This window comes from Caballeronia sp. GAWG1-5s-s (genome assembly GCF_023631445.1).
In the GTDB taxonomy this organism is placed as follows: Bacteria; Pseudomonadota; Gammaproteobacteria; order Burkholderiales; family Burkholderiaceae; genus Caballeronia.
The window spans coordinates 59,450-76,313 of record NZ_JALQDC010000008.1; the positions used below are offsets into that span (position 1 = coordinate 59,450).

16 protein-coding genes and 1 tRNA gene are annotated in these 16,864 nt (G+C 64.3%); 8 read left to right on the forward strand and 9 right to left on the reverse strand.

Annotation, left to right across the window (positions count from 1 at the left end; translation table 11 throughout):
• Positions 1 to 24 precede the first annotated feature (24 nt).
• Positions 25 to 801, forward strand: a complete 777-nt coding sequence (gene loiP / locus NCR34_RS08950) for a metalloprotease LoiP (protein ID WP_250499626.1) — start codon at positions 25 to 27, stop codon at positions 799 to 801.
• A 336-nt stretch (positions 802 to 1,137) separates the two neighbouring features.
• Here loiP and NCR34_RS08955 read toward each other — a convergent pair whose 3' ends face one another.
• The 7 genes from NCR34_RS08955 to cysS form a co-directional block, all read right to left on the reverse strand.
• Positions 1,138 to 1,419: a PAAR domain-containing protein gene (locus NCR34_RS08955; protein WP_250499627.1), complete on the reverse strand. Its 282-nt coding sequence runs from the start codon at positions 1,417 to 1,419 to the stop codon at positions 1,138 to 1,140.
• Between the two features lie 307 nt (positions 1,420 to 1,726).
• A tRNA-Ser gene (locus tag NCR34_RS08960) sits at positions 1,727 to 1,819 on the reverse strand.
• Positions 1,820 to 1,987: 168 nt separating this feature from the next.
• Positions 1,988 to 3,238: an aspartate kinase gene (locus NCR34_RS08965; RefSeq protein ID WP_175944160.1), complete on the reverse strand. Its 1,251-nt coding sequence runs from the start codon at positions 3,236 to 3,238 to the stop codon at positions 1,988 to 1,990.
• 345 nt (positions 3,239 to 3,583) lie between these two features.
• Positions 3,584 to 5,011: a tRNA lysidine(34) synthetase TilS gene (gene tilS / locus NCR34_RS08970; RefSeq protein WP_250499628.1), complete on the reverse strand. Its 1,428-nt coding sequence runs from the start codon at positions 5,009 to 5,011 to the stop codon at positions 3,584 to 3,586.
• Positions 5,012 to 5,065: 54 nt separating this feature from the next.
• Positions 5,066 to 6,037, reverse strand: a complete 972-nt coding sequence (locus tag NCR34_RS08975) for an acetyl-CoA carboxylase carboxyltransferase subunit alpha (protein WP_206466591.1) — start codon at positions 6,035 to 6,037, stop codon at positions 5,066 to 5,068.
• A gap of 127 nt (positions 6,038 to 6,164) precedes the next feature.
• Entirely contained in the window at positions 6,165 to 7,199 is a 1,035-nt protein-coding gene (locus NCR34_RS08980) for a DNA-3-methyladenine glycosylase family protein (RefSeq protein WP_250499629.1), read from the reverse strand.
• 47 nt (positions 7,200 to 7,246) lie between these two features.
• A complete protein-coding gene (gene cysS, locus NCR34_RS08985; protein ID WP_250499630.1) occupies positions 7,247 to 8,644 on the reverse strand; it encodes a cysteine--tRNA ligase in 1,398 nt (465 codons plus the stop codon).
• Between the two features lie 442 nt (positions 8,645 to 9,086).
• On the opposite strand from cysS, the gene NCR34_RS08990 reads away from it, so the two are divergent.
• From NCR34_RS08990 to NCR34_RS09005, 4 genes are all read left to right on the forward strand, one after another.
• Complete coding sequence (locus tag NCR34_RS08990; RefSeq protein WP_250499631.1) at positions 9,087 to 9,908, forward strand: tetratricopeptide repeat protein; 822 nt, start codon at positions 9,087 to 9,089, stop codon at positions 9,906 to 9,908.
• A 93-nt stretch (positions 9,909 to 10,001) separates the two neighbouring features.
• Positions 10,002 to 10,580 carry a peptidylprolyl isomerase gene (locus NCR34_RS08995; protein ID WP_206466594.1) on the forward strand — a complete coding sequence of 193 codons (579 nt, stop codon included), beginning with the start codon at positions 10,002 to 10,004 and terminating at the stop codon, positions 10,578 to 10,580.
• Positions 10,581 to 10,653: 73 nt separating this feature from the next.
• Entirely contained in the window at positions 10,654 to 11,145 is a 492-nt protein-coding gene (locus NCR34_RS09000; protein ID WP_175944174.1) for a peptidylprolyl isomerase, read from the forward strand.
• Positions 11,146 to 11,156: 11 nt separating this feature from the next.
• A complete protein-coding gene (locus NCR34_RS09005; RefSeq protein ID WP_250499632.1) occupies positions 11,157 to 11,966 on the forward strand; it encodes a UDP-2,3-diacylglucosamine diphosphatase in 810 nt (269 codons plus the stop codon).
• Here the strand turns inward: NCR34_RS09005 and cysE are convergent.
• Positions 11,961 to 12,755, reverse strand: coding sequence for a serine O-acetyltransferase (gene cysE, locus NCR34_RS09010; RefSeq protein WP_175944178.1), 795 nt, complete (start codon positions 12,753 to 12,755; stop codon positions 11,961 to 11,963). The two genes, NCR34_RS09005 and cysE, sit on opposite strands and share 6 nt — an antisense overlap.
• 180 nt (positions 12,756 to 12,935) lie before the next feature.
• A complete protein-coding gene (locus NCR34_RS09015) occupies positions 12,936 to 13,703 on the reverse strand; it encodes an RNA methyltransferase (protein WP_250499633.1) in 768 nt (255 codons plus the stop codon).
• Positions 13,704 to 13,992: 289 nt separating this feature from the next.
• On the opposite strand from NCR34_RS09015, the gene NCR34_RS09020 reads away from it, so the two are divergent.
• The 3 genes from NCR34_RS09020 to NCR34_RS09030 all read left to right on the forward strand — a co-directional run bounded on the left by NCR34_RS09020 (position 13,993) and on the right by NCR34_RS09030 (position 16,850).
• Positions 13,993 to 14,796 (forward strand): inositol monophosphatase family protein, encoded by an 804-nt coding sequence (locus NCR34_RS09020; protein WP_175944180.1) that lies wholly within the window; start codon positions 13,993 to 13,995, stop codon positions 14,794 to 14,796.
• Positions 14,797 to 15,002: 206 nt separating this feature from the next.
• Positions 15,003 to 16,301 (forward strand): lysophospholipid transporter LplT, encoded by a 1,299-nt coding sequence (gene lplT / locus NCR34_RS09025; protein ID WP_250499634.1) that lies wholly within the window; start codon positions 15,003 to 15,005, stop codon positions 16,299 to 16,301.
• Between the two features lie 180 nt (positions 16,302 to 16,481).
• Positions 16,482 to 16,850 carry an ElaB/YgaM/YqjD family protein gene (locus NCR34_RS09030; protein ID WP_250472605.1) on the forward strand — a complete coding sequence of 123 codons (369 nt, stop codon included), beginning with the start codon at positions 16,482 to 16,484 and terminating at the stop codon, positions 16,848 to 16,850.
• Positions 16,851 to 16,864 lie beyond the last annotated feature (14 nt).

Below are 16,864 nucleotides of genomic sequence, written 5' to 3' on the forward strand. Positions count from 1 at the left end.
CCACAACAACTCATAAGGCAGACCATGAAACACGTTCGCATTGCACTCGCAGCCTCCGCGGCATCCGCAGCCTTCGCGCTCGCTTCCTGTGGCAACGTCGCCAACCTGAGCCCGGACACGCTGCTGCAATCCGGCCAGATGGCCACGCAAGCCTTCACGCTCAGCGACGCCGACGTGCGCCAGCTCTCCGACAAGTCGTGCGCGGAGATGGATGCGCAAAGCAAGATCGCGCCGGCGTCCAGCGCGTACACGCAGCGCCTGAACCGCATCGCGAAGCAGCTCGGCGACAACATCAACGGCGTGCCGGTGAACTACAAGGTGTACATCACGAAAGATGTCAATGCATGGGCGATGGCCAACGGCTGCGTGCGCGTCTATAGCGGCCTGATGGACATGATGAACGACGACGAAGTGCGCGGCGTGGTCGGCCATGAGATGGGCCACGTGGCGCTCGGCCACACGAAGAAGGCGATGCAGGTGGCCTACGCGACGTCGGCGGCGCGCTCGGTGGCGTCGTCGGCGGGCGGCGTGGTCGGCAGCCTGTCGGCATCGCAGCTCGGCGATCTCTCGGAGAAGTTCGTCAACGCGCAGTTCTCGCAGTCGCAGGAAAGCGCCGCCGACGATTATTCGTTCGATATGCAGAAGAAGAAGGGCTACAGCCCGGCGGGGCTCGTCACCGCGTTCCAGAAGCTCGCGGCGCTGGATGGCGGGAAGTCGAGCATGCTGAGTTCGCACCCGTCGTCGCCGTCGCGCGCGAAGCATATCGAGGAGAGGCTTGCGGCGAAGTCAGGCTTGTTTTGACTCGCTCGAGCGGAAACACATTCGCTCGAGTTACTGAGTGATGAGCGCGCGGTGCCTTAGTCACGAACAGCGCTTGACAATGGCACCCCACGAACCGGCTCCACACCAGTCCGCTGCGGGCAAGAGCCGGCAGCAATCCGAGGAGCTTAGAAGGAGCGATCTCGCCTGATGAGACGCCGTCTGGGCTGCGCACCGATAGCTGCCATTCTTGGGGGTCAAGCCGGCCAGCAATTTCGCCCTTCGGCCCATCTGGGAACGTAACGGCAGTGCAGCCGGAAAACGGCTTCAGCACTTGAAGCGTCGGGCCTTTGCGAGTACGGGGTGCTGCGCAGCGACTTAATCGCTCAATTCCAGATACCAGATAACCGCGCCCGTTCTGCTGCGCTCCGGTCCAGGCATCGGCTCGCCTATATACGCGACACGTCGCCCCTTATGCGTCATTTTGCCCGTGGCGATGATAGAGAAGGTGCCGCCGCACTTCGGGCACTCGGTCAGGTGTTGATCGAGGGCAACGGGAATGCCTGAATGCTTGAAATCGGTTGCTGCTTCGATGACTACGCCGCCGTGATTCGTCTTGTCGCCAAGGCGCGCCGCCTCGCGGCCAGATGCATCTCTCATCCTTTGTTGTCCTTATTGCTTGCAAAGATGGAAATGCGGGTTATTGCAACGCACGTGCTAGGCCGTCGCTATAGGAATAGCCTTAAAATGAAAGAATGACAGCATCGGAGGAGTGAGCCTGGATTTAGCGACTGCGGGACGAGCGAAGAGACGGTGCGAACCACCGCATTACCGCACTTAAGAACGCCGACAGACACAGGGGCGGACGATCGCGCAACTAGACTGCCTCGCGAACGCATCCATCTACCGTCATGCCAAACAAAAAGCCCCACAAGTCTTTCGACTTGCGGGGCTTTTCTCCTACCACTGGCGGAGACGGAGGGATTCGAACCCTCGATCCAGTTTTTAGCCAGATGCTCCCTTAGCAGGGGAGTGCCTTCGACCTCTCGGCCACGTCTCCCAAACTTTTCGTTGCACCGGGAGTGCAGTGCAACGAGATCGAGATAATAGCCTGTTCAGCCGCAACGGTCAAATTCGCATGACGATTTTTTCCAATCGATCAAATTCGAATCTCGCCGGCAGCCGAACCGCAACAGTGCCAAGAGTATGAAGCCGCCCGGCCGGCCGGTCAGCCGCGATCCAGCTCGAACGCCTTGTGCAGCGCGCGGACCGCGAGCTCGGTGTACTTCTCGTCGATCAGCACGGAAATCTTGATTTCGGATGTCGAGATCATCTGGATGTTGATGCCCTCTTCCGACAACGTGCGGAACATCGTGCTCGCAATACCCACGTGCGAGCGCATGCCCACGCCCACGACCGATACCTTCGACACCTTCGGATCGCCCAGCACGGTTTCCGCGTTCACGTGGCCTTTCACCTGGCCGTTCAGGATCTCCAGCGCGCGCTGATAGTCGCCGCGGCCCACCGTGAACGTGAAGTCGGTCTTGCCGTTCACGCTCTGGTTCTGAATGATCATGTCGATGTCGATGTTCGCATCGGCCACCGGACCGAGAATCTGATACGCGACGCCCGGCTTGTCGGGCACGCCCATGACCGCGATGCGCGCTTCGTCGCGCTGGAACGCGATGCCGGAGATAACTGCCTTTTCCATGTTCTCGTCTTCTTCAAAAGTAATCAGGGTGCCCGAGTGCATCTCGGCCTCGAGCGGCATGAGCGGATCGGTCAGGCTGGACAGCACCCGCGTCTTCACCTGGTACTTGCCGGCGAATTCCACCGAGCGGATCTGCAGGACCTTCGAGCCCAGGCTCGCCATTTCCAGCATCTCCTCGAAGGTCACGCGATCCAGCCGGCGCGCCTCTTCGACGACGCGCGGGTCGGTCGTGTAGACGCCATCGACGTCGGTATAGATCAGGCACTCGTCGGCCTTCAGCGCCGCCGCGATCGCGACCGCCGACGTGTCCGAGCCGCCGCGCCCGAGCGTGGCGATATGGCCTTCCGGATCGACGCCCTGAAAGCCCGTGATGACCACGACCTTGCCCGCGTCGAGATCTTTCAGCACGCGTTCGCCGTCGATTTCGCTGATGCGCGCTTTCGTGAACGCGCTGTCCGTCTTGATGGGCACCTGCCAGCCGGCATAGCTCACGGCGTCGAGGCCTTCGGCGTGCAGCGCGATGGCGAGGAGTCCGACGCTCACCTGCTCGCCCGTGGAGGCAATCATGTCGAGTTCGCGCGGGTCCGGATTCGCCGTGATGTCTTTTGCAAGACCGAGCAGGCGGTTGGTTTCGCCGGACATCGCCGAGGGCACGACGACCATTCGGTGGCCGGCCTTGTGCCATTTGGCGACGCGCTTGGCGACGTTCTTGATGCGCTCGACCGAGCCCATCGAAGTGCCGCCGTATTTGTGTACGATGAGTGCCATTGTCGTTTTGAACTGAAGGGAAAACCGCGCTGACGCGCTCGATGCGTGCTGCTCGTGTTGCTATGGCGTTGCGCTCGACGGCTTCGGGGATAAGGAAAGCCGGCAACGATACGCGGGTGCCGCCGCATGCCCGCCTGGGGAGTCGCACTCGTAGAGTGACTTATGCGCGCAAGGGGGCGCAAGCGGCGCATCACGGGCGAAATTCGCGTCTTTTGAACGGAGATGCCGCGCAAAGCGCGTGGCGGGCAAACGAGTTACGGTACCCGATCGAGGCCGAAATTTCAAGATTGGACGGCGGCACGCCCTATTTTACCGGCTTCCTGCAGCACGCCTTGATGGCGCGCGTCAGGCGAGCAGTAAATCCGGCCGCCAGACGATGCGGCGCAACGGCGCATTCGCCGTCTCCGGCGCCACTTCGCGATTCACGCCGACGAGCGGCACGAAGAGAAGCGCATCGCGAATGAAAAGCAGCGGCACGTCGCGCTTCCACGCCGGCACGCCGCGCTCCTGGAACAGGTTCTTGAGCGTGCGGCTCGGCGCATCGGCGAAAAGGCGCATGCGCTCGCCGCCGGCACGCGAGCGCGCAACGATGGGCGCCGCGCGCAACAAGCCCTCGGCGACGACATCGACAGCGGGCAACGCGGCGGGCTCGAACACGAACGAGCCGCGCCACTGCGGCAGCCGCCAGACTTCATCGCCCTGCCAGTGCAATTCGCTCGGCGCCTTCGGCACTGCCGCGCCCTGATCGAGGTCGGGCGCATCGGCGCTGTCGCCGGTTTCCCAGAAGAGCGCATTGCGATACACGCGCAGACACCGCCCCGCATGATCGACGCGCAACGCATGACCGTCGCGCGCGTTCGCCGCATGCCGAAGCTGGCGCAGCATATCCGCGACGCGCGCCGTCGATGCAGCCGGCAAGTCGCGCGTGCGCATCCAGTAGCGCAGCACGTTGACTGCGCGTTCGTCGTCGAGCGCGAGCAGCGCGTCGAGTGCAAGCGCGCCCTCCTCGTCGCTCTGCGCGGTGTCCATGTCGAGACGCGCCAGATCGTCGAGCAGCCGCTGCGCCGATGCCGCATGCGACGCCGTGCGCGCGAGCGCATCGCGAAAGCCGGGGAAATGCACGGCGAGCACCGGCAGCACGTCGTGGCGCAGCGCGTTGCGCGCGTAGCGGGTATCGGCGTTCGATTCGTCGTCGATCCAGCTTAAGTCGCGCTCGTGCGCGTACTGCTCCAGTTGCGCCCGCAAGAGCCGCAACAGCGGCCGCAGGCGCGGCACGTTCGCGCCGTCGAGCCGCTGCGGCGCCATCGCGGCGAGACCCGCGACGCCCGCGCCGCGCAGCAATTGCAGCAGCACGGTCTCCGCCTGATCGTCGGCGTGATGCGCGATCAAGAGCGCCGCCGCGCCGTGCCCGTCGCAGAGTTCGTCGAGCGCGCGATAACGCGCATCGCGCGCGGCCGCTTCGAGGCTCTCACCGCCCGCGCGCATGACGTCGACATGGCGCGCCGCGTAACGCACGCCAAGCGATGCCGCGAACGACTGGCAGTGCGCGGCCCACGCATCGGCGTTCGGGCTCAGCCCGTGATGCACATGGAACGCGACGACGCGCGCCGCCCCGAACACGCGCACGGCGGCATCGAGCAAAACGGTGGAATCGAGGCCGCCGCTCAATGCGACGGCAAGCAGCGAATCAGCGGCCAGTCCGGCATCGGCCACTGCCGCGCGGACCGCCTCGAGCACGAGGCGGCCGGCCGTGGTTTCGCTGTCGGATGTCACGAGAATCGTGAAGAGAAGGAAGAAGAGGAAGAAGCAAGCGTCAGGACGGCGCGATCATGCGCCGGGCAGCGATTCCTTGAACTTGCCGTAGGCCATGATCTTGTCGAAGCGGCGATCGCGCAAGTCTTGCATGCTCATGCCCTGGAACTGACGCAGCGAATCCGCGAGCGCGCGGCGCAGGAGCGCGGCCATGCCCTTCGGGTCGCGATGCGCGCCGCCGAGCGGCTCGTTCACGATCTTGTCGATGAGTCCGAGCGCCTTCAGCCGATGCGCGGTCAAACCGAGCGCCTCGGCCGCTTCGGGCGCCTTCGCCGCGCTCTTCCACAAAATCGACGCGCAGCCTTCCGGCGAGATGACCGAGTACGTGGAGAATTGCAGCATCATCACCGTGTCCGCGACGGCAATGGCTAGCGCGCCGCCCGAGCCGCCTTCGCCGATGATCGTCGTGATGATCGGCGTCTTGAGCTCGGCCATGACGAACAGATTGCGGCCGATAGCTTCGGACTGCCCGCGCTCTTCCGCGCCGATGCCCGGATACGCTCCCGGCGTATCGACGAACGTGAAGATCGGCATGCTGAACTTTTCGGCCAGGCGCATGAGCCGCTCGGCCTTGCGATAGCCTTCCGGACGCGGCATGCCGAAGTTGCGCAACGCGCGCTCCTTCGTGTCGCGGCCCTTCTGATGGCCGATCACCATGCACGGCTGCCCGTTGAAACGCGCGAAGCCGCCGACGATAGCGAGGTCGTCCGCGAAAGAGCGGTCGCCATGCAGTTCGTGGAAGTCGGTGAACAGTTCGCTCACGTAGTCGAGCGTGTACGGACGCTGCGGATGGCGCGCGATTTGCGAAACCTGCCACGGCGACAGGTTGGCGTACAAATCTTTGGTGAGCTGCTGGCTCTTCTTCGACAGCCGCTCGATTTCTTCCGAGATGTCGACAGCGGAATCGTCCTGAACGAAGCGGAGTTCTTCGATCTTCGCTTCGAGTTCAGCGATCGGCTGCTCGAAATCCAGAAACGTGGTCTTCATGTGTTCGAGTCCTTGAACAACGGGCAGGGGCGCAAGGGCGTCTATTCTAACCGCCTCCGTCCCTGTTAAAAACGCGCGGGAACTATCAATTATAAATCAACGATAGCCCGGCAAATGCGCTTGCGAATCAGTGGTCTGCGGGAATCGGGTTCAGGCTGCGCCACATGTACCACGTCGCGACGGTTCGCCACGGCTCCCAGTTCGCCGCGACCTCGCGCGCTTCACTGCGCGTGACCGGCTCGCCGCTGAAGTAATTCACGCTGATCGCCTGAATGAGCCCAAGGTCGTCGAGCGGCAGCACGTTCGGGCGCGACAGGTTGAAGATGAGGAACATCTCCGCCGTCCATCGGCCGATGCCGCGAATCTGCGTGAGCTCGGCGATCACGGCTTCGTCGTCCATCGACGCCCACGTATCCACGTGCAGCGCGCCCGAGACGAAGTGCTGCGCGAGATCCAGGATGTACTCGGTCTTGCGCTTCGAGAGGCCGCACGCTTGCAGCTTCTCCGCGCCGAGCGCGATGAAATCCGCCGGCAGGATGGTCGGACACGCGGTCTTCACGCGCTCCCAGATGGCTTGCGCGGCCTTCACCGAAATCTGCTGTCCGGCAACCGAACGCGCGAGCGTCGAGAACGGATCGCCGAGATTGACGAGATGCATCTGTCCGAACTTCGGGATCAGCTTCTTGAGAATGCGGTCGCGCTTCATGAGATCGGCGCAGGCCTTGTCCCAGTAATCGGGACGCTCGATCTCGCGCGTGAGGCCGCCCACTTGCGCGGGCACGGCGGCATCGGCCGTGACCACGCGCGACTTGCGCACGACTTCGCCGGGCTCCTTGTCCGCGACGAGCGACTGCGCGTTCGCCGCATCGCTCGCGGATGCGCGGCCGTTGCCCTTCGCGCGCGGCGCAGGCGCGGGCACGATGTCGGCCTTCGACGTGCGCGCGGAGACATCGTCGCCATTGACGCGGCGCGCGCCGTTCACGTGCGCGCCTGCCGTGTCCTTCGTTGCCCGCTTGAGCGCGGTCTTGCGCGGCGCTGCGGTAGAGGCACTCTCTGTCTGCGTGCTTGCGTTCAATTGCGCACCGCGCGTCCGCTTCGTTGCGGGCGACGCAGCACTTCCTGACGCGGGTCGTTTGACCGGCGTCTTCCTGGCCGTTGCCATCTTGCCTCCTGCCTGGCGAGTCGATCAGAGGGTTCGAAGGTTCGCGCTCAAACGCGACGCCATTCGGTCGACCCACCCGGTTTGTCTTCAAGCGCAATCCCGGCTTCGAGCAACTGGGCGCGAATCCGGTCTGCTTCGGCATAGTTCTTCGCCTGCTTCGCGGCGATGCGCTCGGCGATCTTCGCTTCGATCTCTTGCGGCGAGAGGCCCTCTGCCGCAGCGGTGCCGCCTGCTTGCTGCAGGAAGGCGCGCGGCTCGCGGCCGAAGAAACCGAGCACCTGGCCCAGGCCCTTCAGCTGGCGCGCGAGCGCGGCATCGCGCGTGCGGTTGACTTCGCTTGCGAGATCGAACAGCACGGACACGGCCACCGGCGTGTTGAAGTCGTCGTTCATCGCAGACTGGAAACGCTGCGCGTTCGCCTCGTCCCAGTCAAGTTGCTGATTGTCCGGCTCGACATCCTTCAGCGCCGTATATAGACGCGTCAGTGCGTTCCTTGCATCGTCGAGATGCACGTCGCTGTAGTTCAGCGGCGACCGATAGTGTGCCCGCGCAATAAAGAAGCGCACCACTTCGGCATCGAATTTTTCGAGCACTTCGCGAATCGTGAAGAAGTTGCCGAGCGACTTCGACATCTTCTCGCTGTCGATCTGCACGAAGCCGTTATGCATCCAGTAGTTCACGAAGGTCTGGCCGGTCGCGCCTTCGCTTTGCGCGATCTCGTTCTCGTGGTGCGGGAACTGCAAGTCCTGACCGCCGCCGTGAATGTCGAAATGTTCGCCGAGCAGTTTGCACGCCATGGCCGAACATTCGATATGCCAGCCCGGACGGCCGCGTCCCCACTTCGAGTCCCAGCCCGAGTCCGCGGGTTCACCGTCCTTCGCGCGCTTCCACAGCACGAAGTCGAGCGGATCTTCCTTGGCATCGTTGGCCGCGACGCGCTCGCCCGCGCGCAAGTCTTCGAGCGACTTGCCCGAGAGCTTGCCGTAGCCCGCGAACTTGCGCACCGCGTAGTTCACGTCGCCGTCCTTCGCGTGATACGCGTAGCCGTTGGCCTCCAACGCATCGATCATGCCGAGCATCTGCGGGATGAAGTCGGTGGCGCGCGGCTCGATGTCGGGGCGCGCGACGCCGAGCGCGGCGGCGTCTTCGTGCATCGCCGTGATGAAGCGCTGCGTAAGCGACTTGATCGGCTCGTTGTTCTCGACCGCGCGACGGATGATCTTGTCGTCGATGTCCGTGATGTTCTGAACGTGCGTGACCTTGTAGCCGAGCGTGCGCAGCCACCGTTGCACGACATCGAACACCACCATCACGCGCGCATGACCGATATGACAATAGTCATAGACCGTCATTCCGCAGACGTACATGCGTACCTCGCCGGGGCGAAGCGGCGTGAAGGGTTGCTTGTCACGCGCGAGCGTGTTGTAGATGCGCAGCGAATTCATAGAGGACAGTGCGTGAGCCGGAACCAACCGTGCGTGGAGTCGCAAACGGCGTGCTCGATCTTGCGGGGCGAAGCAGACGCACACGCGAGCGCGAACACGACGGTCATGCGACCAGGACGGAGACGGCCACGAGTGGCGAAGACAGTCCGATGTCGGCAGCGCGTGAGCACGAGCGTATGTCGTGTGCAAGACGCGTGCGCGGAACGTCCGGACCTTTTGTTAGAATGGGTCGGAGTATAACACCCGGATTTGAGCCCATGAAACCTCCAGGCGGCCGCGCGGCGGGCAATGTAACGCGTGCTTCGTGCTTCGCTTTCGGCCCCGCCGTTCATGGTGTTTCGCGCGTCGCCCGGCAGTCGCTTCACGGGTCGTTCGCAGCCCGCGCTCCGCTGTCTTAGGTATCTTCGCTTTCTTCCCGCCTCCTTCCTTGACCCATATTCAAGTGACTCACGCCCACGCGCGCATGCCTCTGCAATTCTCTCGCCGGCCCGCGGCCGATCGCTTCCGTTTCCGTTTTTGCTCACGCTTCGCCGTGACGCTCGCGCGCGCCGCCGCTGTCGCCGTCTTCGGCGTCGCCGCGTGCTTCGGCGGGTCGAACGCGGCGCTCGCGCAGGTATCGACGGCCACCGCGGACGATACGCCGCAGATCGACGCCGCCATCGCCGGCAAGGACTGGAACGCCGCGCTCACGCAACTAGACGCACGCCTGGCCACGCATCCGCGCGACGTGCAGGCCAAGTTCAAGCGCGCGACGGTGCTGGCCCGTCTGAATCGCGACGACGAAGCCATCACCGCGTTCACCGAGCTCACGCAGGCGTATCCCGAGTTGCCCGAGCCGTACAACAATCTCGCCGCGCTGTACGCGAAGAAAGGCCGCTACGAAGATGCGCGCGTCGCGCTTGAAACGGCCGTGAAAGCGAATCCCGGCTATGCCCTCGCCTACGACAATCTCGGCGATCTGTATCTGCGGCTCGCGAGCGAATCGTACAAGCGCGCGCAGTCCCTCGGCTCGACGAGCCCGGTGACGCGCCAGCGCGTGACCGCCATACAGAACATCATCACGCCGCCGCCGAGAAAGCGTGGAGCGGCTGCGGCTTCCGGCGCGCAGGCGGCGTCAGCGCCGCGCGCGGCATCGGATTTGTGGACGCCCGCGCCGGGCTCCGACTTCACCACGATGCCCTCGCCCGACAGCTACTCGCCGTTCGGCGGACCGAGCGGCCCGCTGCCCACGTCGCCTTATGTCGCGCCCGACGGGCAGCCGTAACGAGAGGAACCCGCGCGCGCAGGCGGTAAGCTGTCGTCCTGCGCCGCGCGATTGCACGACGCTTTGCATCCATCAATCGAGGATTGGACCTTCATGAAATTGCTGATGTTGGCGCTGTCCGGCGCCGCCCTGATCGCGACAGCCCCCGCCTTTGCTCAGAGCGCGCAGGCCGCGCATCCGAACGTGCTCTTCAAGACGTCGCAAGGCGACATCCGCGTCGAGCTGTATCCCGAGAAGGCGCCCAAGACGGTCGAGAATTTTCTTGCCTACGTGAAGTCCGGTCAATACAGCGGCACGATCTTTCATCGCGTGATTCCCGGCTTCATGATTCAGGGCGGCGGCTATAGCACGAGCTTTGCTGAGAAGCCCACGCGCGCGCCGATTCCGCTCGAAAGCCGCAACGGCCTGAAGAACGCGACCGGCACCATCGCGATGGCTCGCACGAGCGATCCGAACTCGGCAACGGCGCAGTTCTTCATCAATACGGTCGATAATGCCGGCCTCGACTATCCGAACCCGGACGGCAACGGCTACGCCGTGTTCGGCAAGGTGGTTTCGGGCATGGATGTCGTGAAGAAGATCGAAGGCAGCCCGACCACCACGCGCGGGCCGATGGCGGACGTGCCGCAGAAGCCGACCGTCATCGAGTCGGCCACCGTGGTGTCCCAGTAACACGAACACTCGCGGCGGCGCGCGATGGTCGCGCGCCGCGCATTGCGCTCATTCAACACACCGGAGAAAGAACATGGTCGAACTGCATACGAACCACGGCGTCATCAAGATCGAACTCGACGCCGAAAAGGCGCCGAAGACCGTTGAGAACTTCCTCAACTACGTGAAGAAAGGCCACTACGACAACACGGTGTTCCATCGCGTGATCGACGGGTTCATGATTCAGGGCGGCGGCTTCGAGCCGGGCATGAAGCAGAAGCCGACCGACGCGCCGATCCAGAACGAAGCCAACAACGGCCTCACGAACGACACCGGCACGGTCGCGATGGCGCGCACCAACGATCCGCACTCGGCCACCGCGCAGTTCTTCATCAACGTGAAGGACAACGACTTCCTGAACCACTCGTCGCCGACGCCGCAAGGCTGGGGCTACACCGTGTTCGGCCGCGTCGTCGAAGGTCTGGATGTCGTCGAGAAGATCAAGAAGGTCAAGACGGGCTCGAAGGGCTTCCACCAGGACGTGCCGGTCGATGACGTGATCATCGAGAAGGCCGTGGTGGTCTGATCGTTCATCGCATGATCGATACGAAGTCTTTCGGTCGCGAATCGAAACACGAAGCAGCGGGCAGCGCGCACGTCGCGCGTCCGCTGTTTTTCATTTCGGACCTGCACTTGAGCGAGGCGATACCGAAGACGGTCGCCGCGTTCGAGCATTTCATCGAAGTCACGGCCAGCGAGGCGGACTCCGTTTTCATTCTTGGCGACCTGTTCGAGTTCTGGGTCGGCGACGACGTGCTCGATCCCGCCGTGGACCACCAGCGCGCACGCTTCGCGCGGCGCATGACGACGCTCATGCACACGCTCTCGGAGCGCGGCATCGGGCTGTATGTGATGCACGGCAATCGCGACTTTCTGCTCGGCAAGCGCTTCATGCGCGAAGCCGGGGCCATGCTGCTGCCCGATCCGTACGCGATGACCGCGTTCGGCACGCGCATCGTGCTGGCGCACGGCGACGCGCTGTGCACCGCCGATCGCGCGTATCAGTACTTTCGCCGCTTCGCGCGCAACCCCTACGCGCAACGCGCTTTTCTCGCGCTGCCGCTCGGCGCGCGGCTCGCCATCGGCGAACGCATGCGAAGCAAAAGCGAAGGCGCGCGCATGAACGGCGTATCGGCCAAATACGACGTAACGCGCAAGGCCGTGTCGGAGCTCTTTATCCGCAGCCGCACGCATACGCTGATTCACGGCCATACGCACTGTCCCGCGATGCATCACGAAGTGGAAGGCGTGCGCTGGGTGCTGCCCGATTGGGAACTGGATATCGACGCGCCGCGCGGCGGCTATTTACGTCTGGATGCCGGCGGCGTGCGCGCGTTGCCGCTATAAGTGACGTTCGGCGCTGCGCGCCTCGCCTTCGATCACTTTTGAGAGGCGCTTCAAGTCGAGCAGCGCCGCGCCGTCCACGCCGTGCAGCGCCTCGACGCGCGCGCCGAGCCGCTCCAGCGCCGCGACGATCTCGTCGGTACGCTGCGCCTGCGTCGATGCGTGATCGATCAGGCCGTGAATGGCGAGCGACACCGGATCGTCCGCGTTAGGCGTGATGCCGTACGCGCAGAATGCGGCGCTCGCGTTTTCGCGCGCATCGGGCTTCTTCGCGACCGCCGGCATTACCACGCGCGCGGGATTGCCCACCGCCGTGCCACCCGCCGGCACCGGCTTCACGACGACCGCGTTAGAACCGATCTTCGCCTGCGCACCGACGGTGAAGCTGCCGAGCACCTTCGCGCCCGCGCCGACGATCACGCCTTGCTCGAGCGTCGGATGCCGCTTCGCGCCGCGCGAGAGCGATGTGCCGCCGAGCGTCACGCCCTGATAGATCGTGCAGTCGTCACCGACGATAGCCGTCTCGCCGATCACCACGCCCATGCCGTGATCGATAAACACGCGCCGCCCGAGCGTCGCGCCCGGATGAATCTCGATGCCCGTCAGGAAACGCGCGATCTGCGACACGAAGCGCCCGAGCCAGCGCCAGCCGCGGTTCCAGCAGCCGTGCGCGAAACGATGCAGGACGATGGCATGCAGGCCCGGATAACACGTGACGACTTCAAAGACGCTGCGAGCGGCGGGATCGCGCTCACGAATGGCGGCGATGTCTTCGCGAAATCGGTCGAACATGGCGGTGGTCTCGGTCGGGGGAAAGATGGCGCTGGATCGCGCCGGGTCGCACTGTGTCGCGTTCTGCTTTGCTGAAAACGCGCAAAGCTTATGACGGCGAGCCGTTTTGTGCCGATTGTAGGACGAGCGCGCCGCCGTTGCAGGACGCGCCCGAAGCCCCCGATGACAACGCGGTCGCGCTCACGGCTTACCACGCAGAAGAATATGCTTTGCAATGCCTCGAAGAATGTTCACTTCCTCACGTTCGAGACCGGCTCGCGCAAAAAGACGCCGCACGCGCGACATCAGCTTCTTGGGATTGGCCGGATCGAGGAACGATAACGCGACCAATGCCTCTTCGAGGTGCGCGTACATGCCTTCGATTTCATCGCTCGGTGCGAGCTGCACCACGGTTTCGCCGGGCGTCGCGACGGGCGCGGCCTGATGAAACGCGAGCCGCAGTTCGTAAGCCAGCACCTGAACCGCCTGCGCGAGATTGAGCGAGCTGTACGCGGGGTTTGCCGGAATATGCGCGAGCGCGCTGCATCGCTCGACATCCGCGTTGGAAAGCCCGGTGCGCTCGTTGCCGAAGACGAGCGCAATGTCGCCGTGATGCGTGAGTTCGCGCGCGCGTTCGCCCACGACACGCGGCGGCATGTGCGGCGGACCGTACTCGCGCGTGCGGGCGGTGAGCGCGACGGACCAGTGCACGCCGACGAGCGCATCCGCGAGCGTATCGACGACATGCGCGGACGCGAGCACGTCGTCCGCGCCGCTCGCCATCGCGATGGCTTCGGGGTCGTTCTTCACGTCGGCCACGCGCGGCGCGACCAGCACGAGGCGCGCGAAGCCCATCGTCTTGAGCGCGCGGGCCGCCGCGCCCACATTGCCCGGATGACTCGGCTCGACGAGGATGAATCGCGTGGACGTGAAGCCACCGGCGGGGAGAGAGAGATCGTTGGATTCCAAGGCGCGGTTCGTGCTCTGAGTTGCAGACGGGTTGCAGACGGGTTGCAGATGTTTGCGGATAAGTGCGCGACTAACCCGCTATGTTATCGCCGATTGACCCGCTCGGCCGCCCTCGCTGCGCCCGGCCGCATTCGGGTAAAATGGCCCCTTCGCGCTTCGTGAACGTCTGCGGGCGCCCCGCTCTTATTCAATTCGTCTTTCGTCGACCTTAGTCGTTGTCGCCAACCCATCTTGCAACCCATCGCCCGCGCACGTGAGTGCAACGCGCGGCGGTCAAAGGATTTCGCTCATGCATCCGATGCTCAACATCGCTGTCAAGGCCGCGCGCCGCGCCGGACAGATCATCAACCGCGCGTCGCTGGACCTGGACCGCCTCCTCGTCAGCAAGAAGCAGCACAACGACTTCGTGACGGAAGTCGACAAGGCGTCGGAAGCGGCCATCATCGAGACGCTGCGCAACGCCTATCCCGATCATTCGATTCTCGCGGAAGAGTCCGGCCAGGACGATCGCGAATCCGACTATCAGTGGATCATCGATCCGCTCGACGGCACCACCAACTTCATTCACGGCTTCCAGTACTACTGCGTCTCGATCGCGCTCGCGCACAAGGGCACGGTCACGCAAGCCGTCGTCTACGATCCGACGCGCAACGATCTCTTCACCGCCTCGCGCGGCGGCGGCGCGTATCTGAACGAGCGGCGCATTCGCGTCGGCAAGCTGGACCGCCTCTCCGACGCGCTCATCGGCACGGGCTTTCCGTTCCGCGACGGTCAGGGCCTGAACGCCTACACGCGCCTGTTCAGCGAAATGACGATGTCGTGCGCGGGGCTGCGCCGTCCGGGCGCGGCGGCGCTCGATCTCGCGAACGTCGCGGCCGGACGCCTCGACGGCTTCTTCGAGCAGGGCATTCATCCGTGGGACGTCGCCGCGGGCAGCCTGATCGTGACCGAAGCGGGCGGGCTCGTCGGCAACTACACGGGCGAATCGGACTTTCTGTTCCAGAACGAGATCGTCGCCGCGAACCCGAAGGTGTACGCGCAGATGGTCAAGATTCTCGACATGTATTCGCGCACGCGTCTGACGGGCGAATAAGCCGACACGCGCGAAGCAATCGCTTTGCCGGAGCGCGCGCCGCCGCGCTCCGTTTCCATTAGCCTGACGGGCGCGCCGCGTGCTCTGCAATGAACGTCGCGCTCCGCTAGAGTGCAATCTTTTGCTTCGCGTTCAGCGGGGCGCGCTTTCTCCCCTTCCCTTTCAGTTTCCGTTCACGGCGCCACGCGCCCCGGTCGCCCGCACCCATGAAAAAAGGCTTCTATACGATCATCGCCGCGCAGTTCGTCTCGTCGCTGGCGGACAACGCGCTTCTGATCGCCGCCATCGCGATGCTCGCCGTCGTGCGCTCCGCGCCGTGGGTCACGCCGCTCTTGCAGATCTTCTTCACCGTTTCGTACGTGGTGCTCGCGCCTTTCGTCGGCGCATTCGCCGATGCCCTGCAAAAGCGCCACGTCATGTTCATCTCGAACGCGCTGAAGGCAGGCGGCTGCGCGCTGATGATCGCGGGCGTGCATCCGATGATCGCGTACGGCGTCGTCGGCCTTGGCGCGGCCGCGTACTCGCCGGCCAAGTACGGCATCCTCACCGAGCTGCTGCCGCCGCAAAAGCTGATCGCGGCCAACGCGTGGCTCGAATCGGCGACGGTCGGCTCGACCATCATCGGTACCGTGATCGGCGGCGCGCTCGTGAGTCAGGTCGTCGAACGGTGGGTGTCGCACGCGCACGTGCCGCTCGTCACGAGCGCCGCGCACGCCGCGATGTTCGCCGTCATGCTGATTTACGCATCGGCGGCCGTCATCAACGCGTTCATCCCCGATACCGGCGCGCGTTACCCGAATCTGCTGACGCAGCCGACGCGCCTCGTGCACGACTTTTCGCGCTGCTTCAAGGTCTTGTGGAGCGACAAGCTCGCGCAGATCGCGCTCTGGGTCACGACGCTCCTGTGGGGCGCGGCAGTCACGCTGCAACTGCTCGTGCTGAAGTGGGCCGATGCGAACCTCGGCTTGTCGCTTTCGAAGGCGGCGGTTCTGCAAGGCATCACGGGTGTCGGCATCGCGCTCGGCGCGGCGGCGGCGTCCGCGTGGATCGCGCTGCGGCAGTCGCTGAAAGTGCTGCCGGTCGGCGTGCTGATCGGCGCGGTGGCGATCGCGATGGCGTTCTACAACAAGGACCTCTTTCCGGCGGGCGCGGGCGTGCAGGTCGGTCCGTTCTTCGCGCCGGCCTACATTCTGATGGCGTATCCGCTGATGATCGCGCTCGGCGGCTTGTCGGGCTTTTTCATCGTGCCGATGAACGCGATACTGCAACATCGCGGCGCGACGCTGCTTTCGGCGGGTCATTCGATCGCCGTGCAGAATTTCAACCAGAATCTCGCCGTGCTCGCGATGCTCGGCGCGTATGCGCTGCTCCTGACCGAGAAGGTGCCGGTGCAATGGATCATCGTCGTGTTCGGCGTCTTCGTCTGCGGGATGATGGCGCTTGCGATGCGCCGCCATACGCGCAACGAACGGGAAGTGGATCTCGGCGCGCTCGTCGAGGAATGAACCTTGCTTGTCCGTTGAATCCGGCTGCATGCGTCGCCGTCTGACCAGGGAGGAAACGACGGCGCACGGTTTGAGTCGTAACAGCAGGAACGCGCATCAGCGCAAGAGGCCGCGCGGGCCGGATCATGTCGTAGCTCGCGCGCAGCCATTCTCCGGCACGTCAAATAAAGGAGCAATGAAATGGGACTCTTTTCACGTTCGACGCTCGACAGCAAGATCAATGGCGCAGCCGATGTCGGCCAGCGCGCCGTGCGCGGTGCGGGCGATGTCGTCGATTCGGCGACCGACCAGCTGCGCAGCCTGCTCGACGATCTGGAAAGCTCGCTTCAGGGCGCGAAGGATATCGACGCCGACCGCCTGCGCAAGCAACTGCAATCGAAGCTGAAGTTCGCGCGCTCGCAGATGGACGGCGCGAGCTCGGCCATCACCGACAAGCTCGGCGATGCAGCGGGCTACGCCGACGACTTCGTCCATGACAAGCCGTGGCACACGCTCGGCGCGGTCGCGGGTCTCGCGCTGCTCGTCGGCTTTCTGGCGGGACGCTCCTAAAGCATCGCGCCTGC

Bases quoted from the DNA above. Each gene is read 5' to 3' on its own strand.
- NCR34_RS08975 (WP_206466591.1), bottom strand. From the start codon at position 6,037: ATGAAGACCACGTTTCTGGATTTCGAGCAGCCGATCGCTGAACTCGAA.
- loiP (WP_250499626.1), top strand. From the start codon at position 25: ATGAAACACGTTCGCATTGCACTCGCAGCCTCCGCGGCATCCGCAGCC.
- NCR34_RS09005 (WP_250499632.1), top strand. From the start codon at position 11,157: ATGATCGATACGAAGTCTTTCGGTCGCGAATCGAAACACGAAGCAGCG.
- NCR34_RS09020 (WP_175944180.1), top strand. From the start codon at position 13,993: ATGCATCCGATGCTCAACATCGCTGTCAAGGCCGCGCGCCGCGCCGGA.
- NCR34_RS08955 (WP_250499627.1), bottom strand. From the start codon at position 1,419: ATGAGAGATGCATCTGGCCGCGAGGCGGCGCGCCTTGGCGACAAGACG.
- NCR34_RS08980 (WP_250499629.1), bottom strand. From the start codon at position 7,199: ATGGCAACGGCCAGGAAGACGCCGGTCAAACGACCCGCGTCAGGAAGT.
- NCR34_RS08995 (WP_206466594.1), top strand. From the start codon at position 10,002: ATGAAATTGCTGATGTTGGCGCTGTCCGGCGCCGCCCTGATCGCGACA.
- lplT (WP_250499634.1), top strand. From the start codon at position 15,003: ATGAAAAAAGGCTTCTATACGATCATCGCCGCGCAGTTCGTCTCGTCG.
- cysE (WP_175944178.1), bottom strand. From the start codon at position 12,755: ATGTTCGACCGATTTCGCGAAGACATCGCCGCCATTCGTGAGCGCGAT.
- NCR34_RS08965 (WP_175944160.1), bottom strand. From the start codon at position 3,238: ATGGCACTCATCGTACACAAATACGGCGGCACTTCGATGGGCTCGGTC.
- NCR34_RS09030 (WP_250472605.1), top strand. From the start codon at position 16,482: ATGGGACTCTTTTCACGTTCGACGCTCGACAGCAAGATCAATGGCGCA.
- NCR34_RS09000 (WP_175944174.1), top strand. From the start codon at position 10,654: ATGGTCGAACTGCATACGAACCACGGCGTCATCAAGATCGAACTCGAC.
- cysS (WP_250499630.1), bottom strand. From the start codon at position 8,644: ATGAATTCGCTGCGCATCTACAACACGCTCGCGCGTGACAAGCAACCC.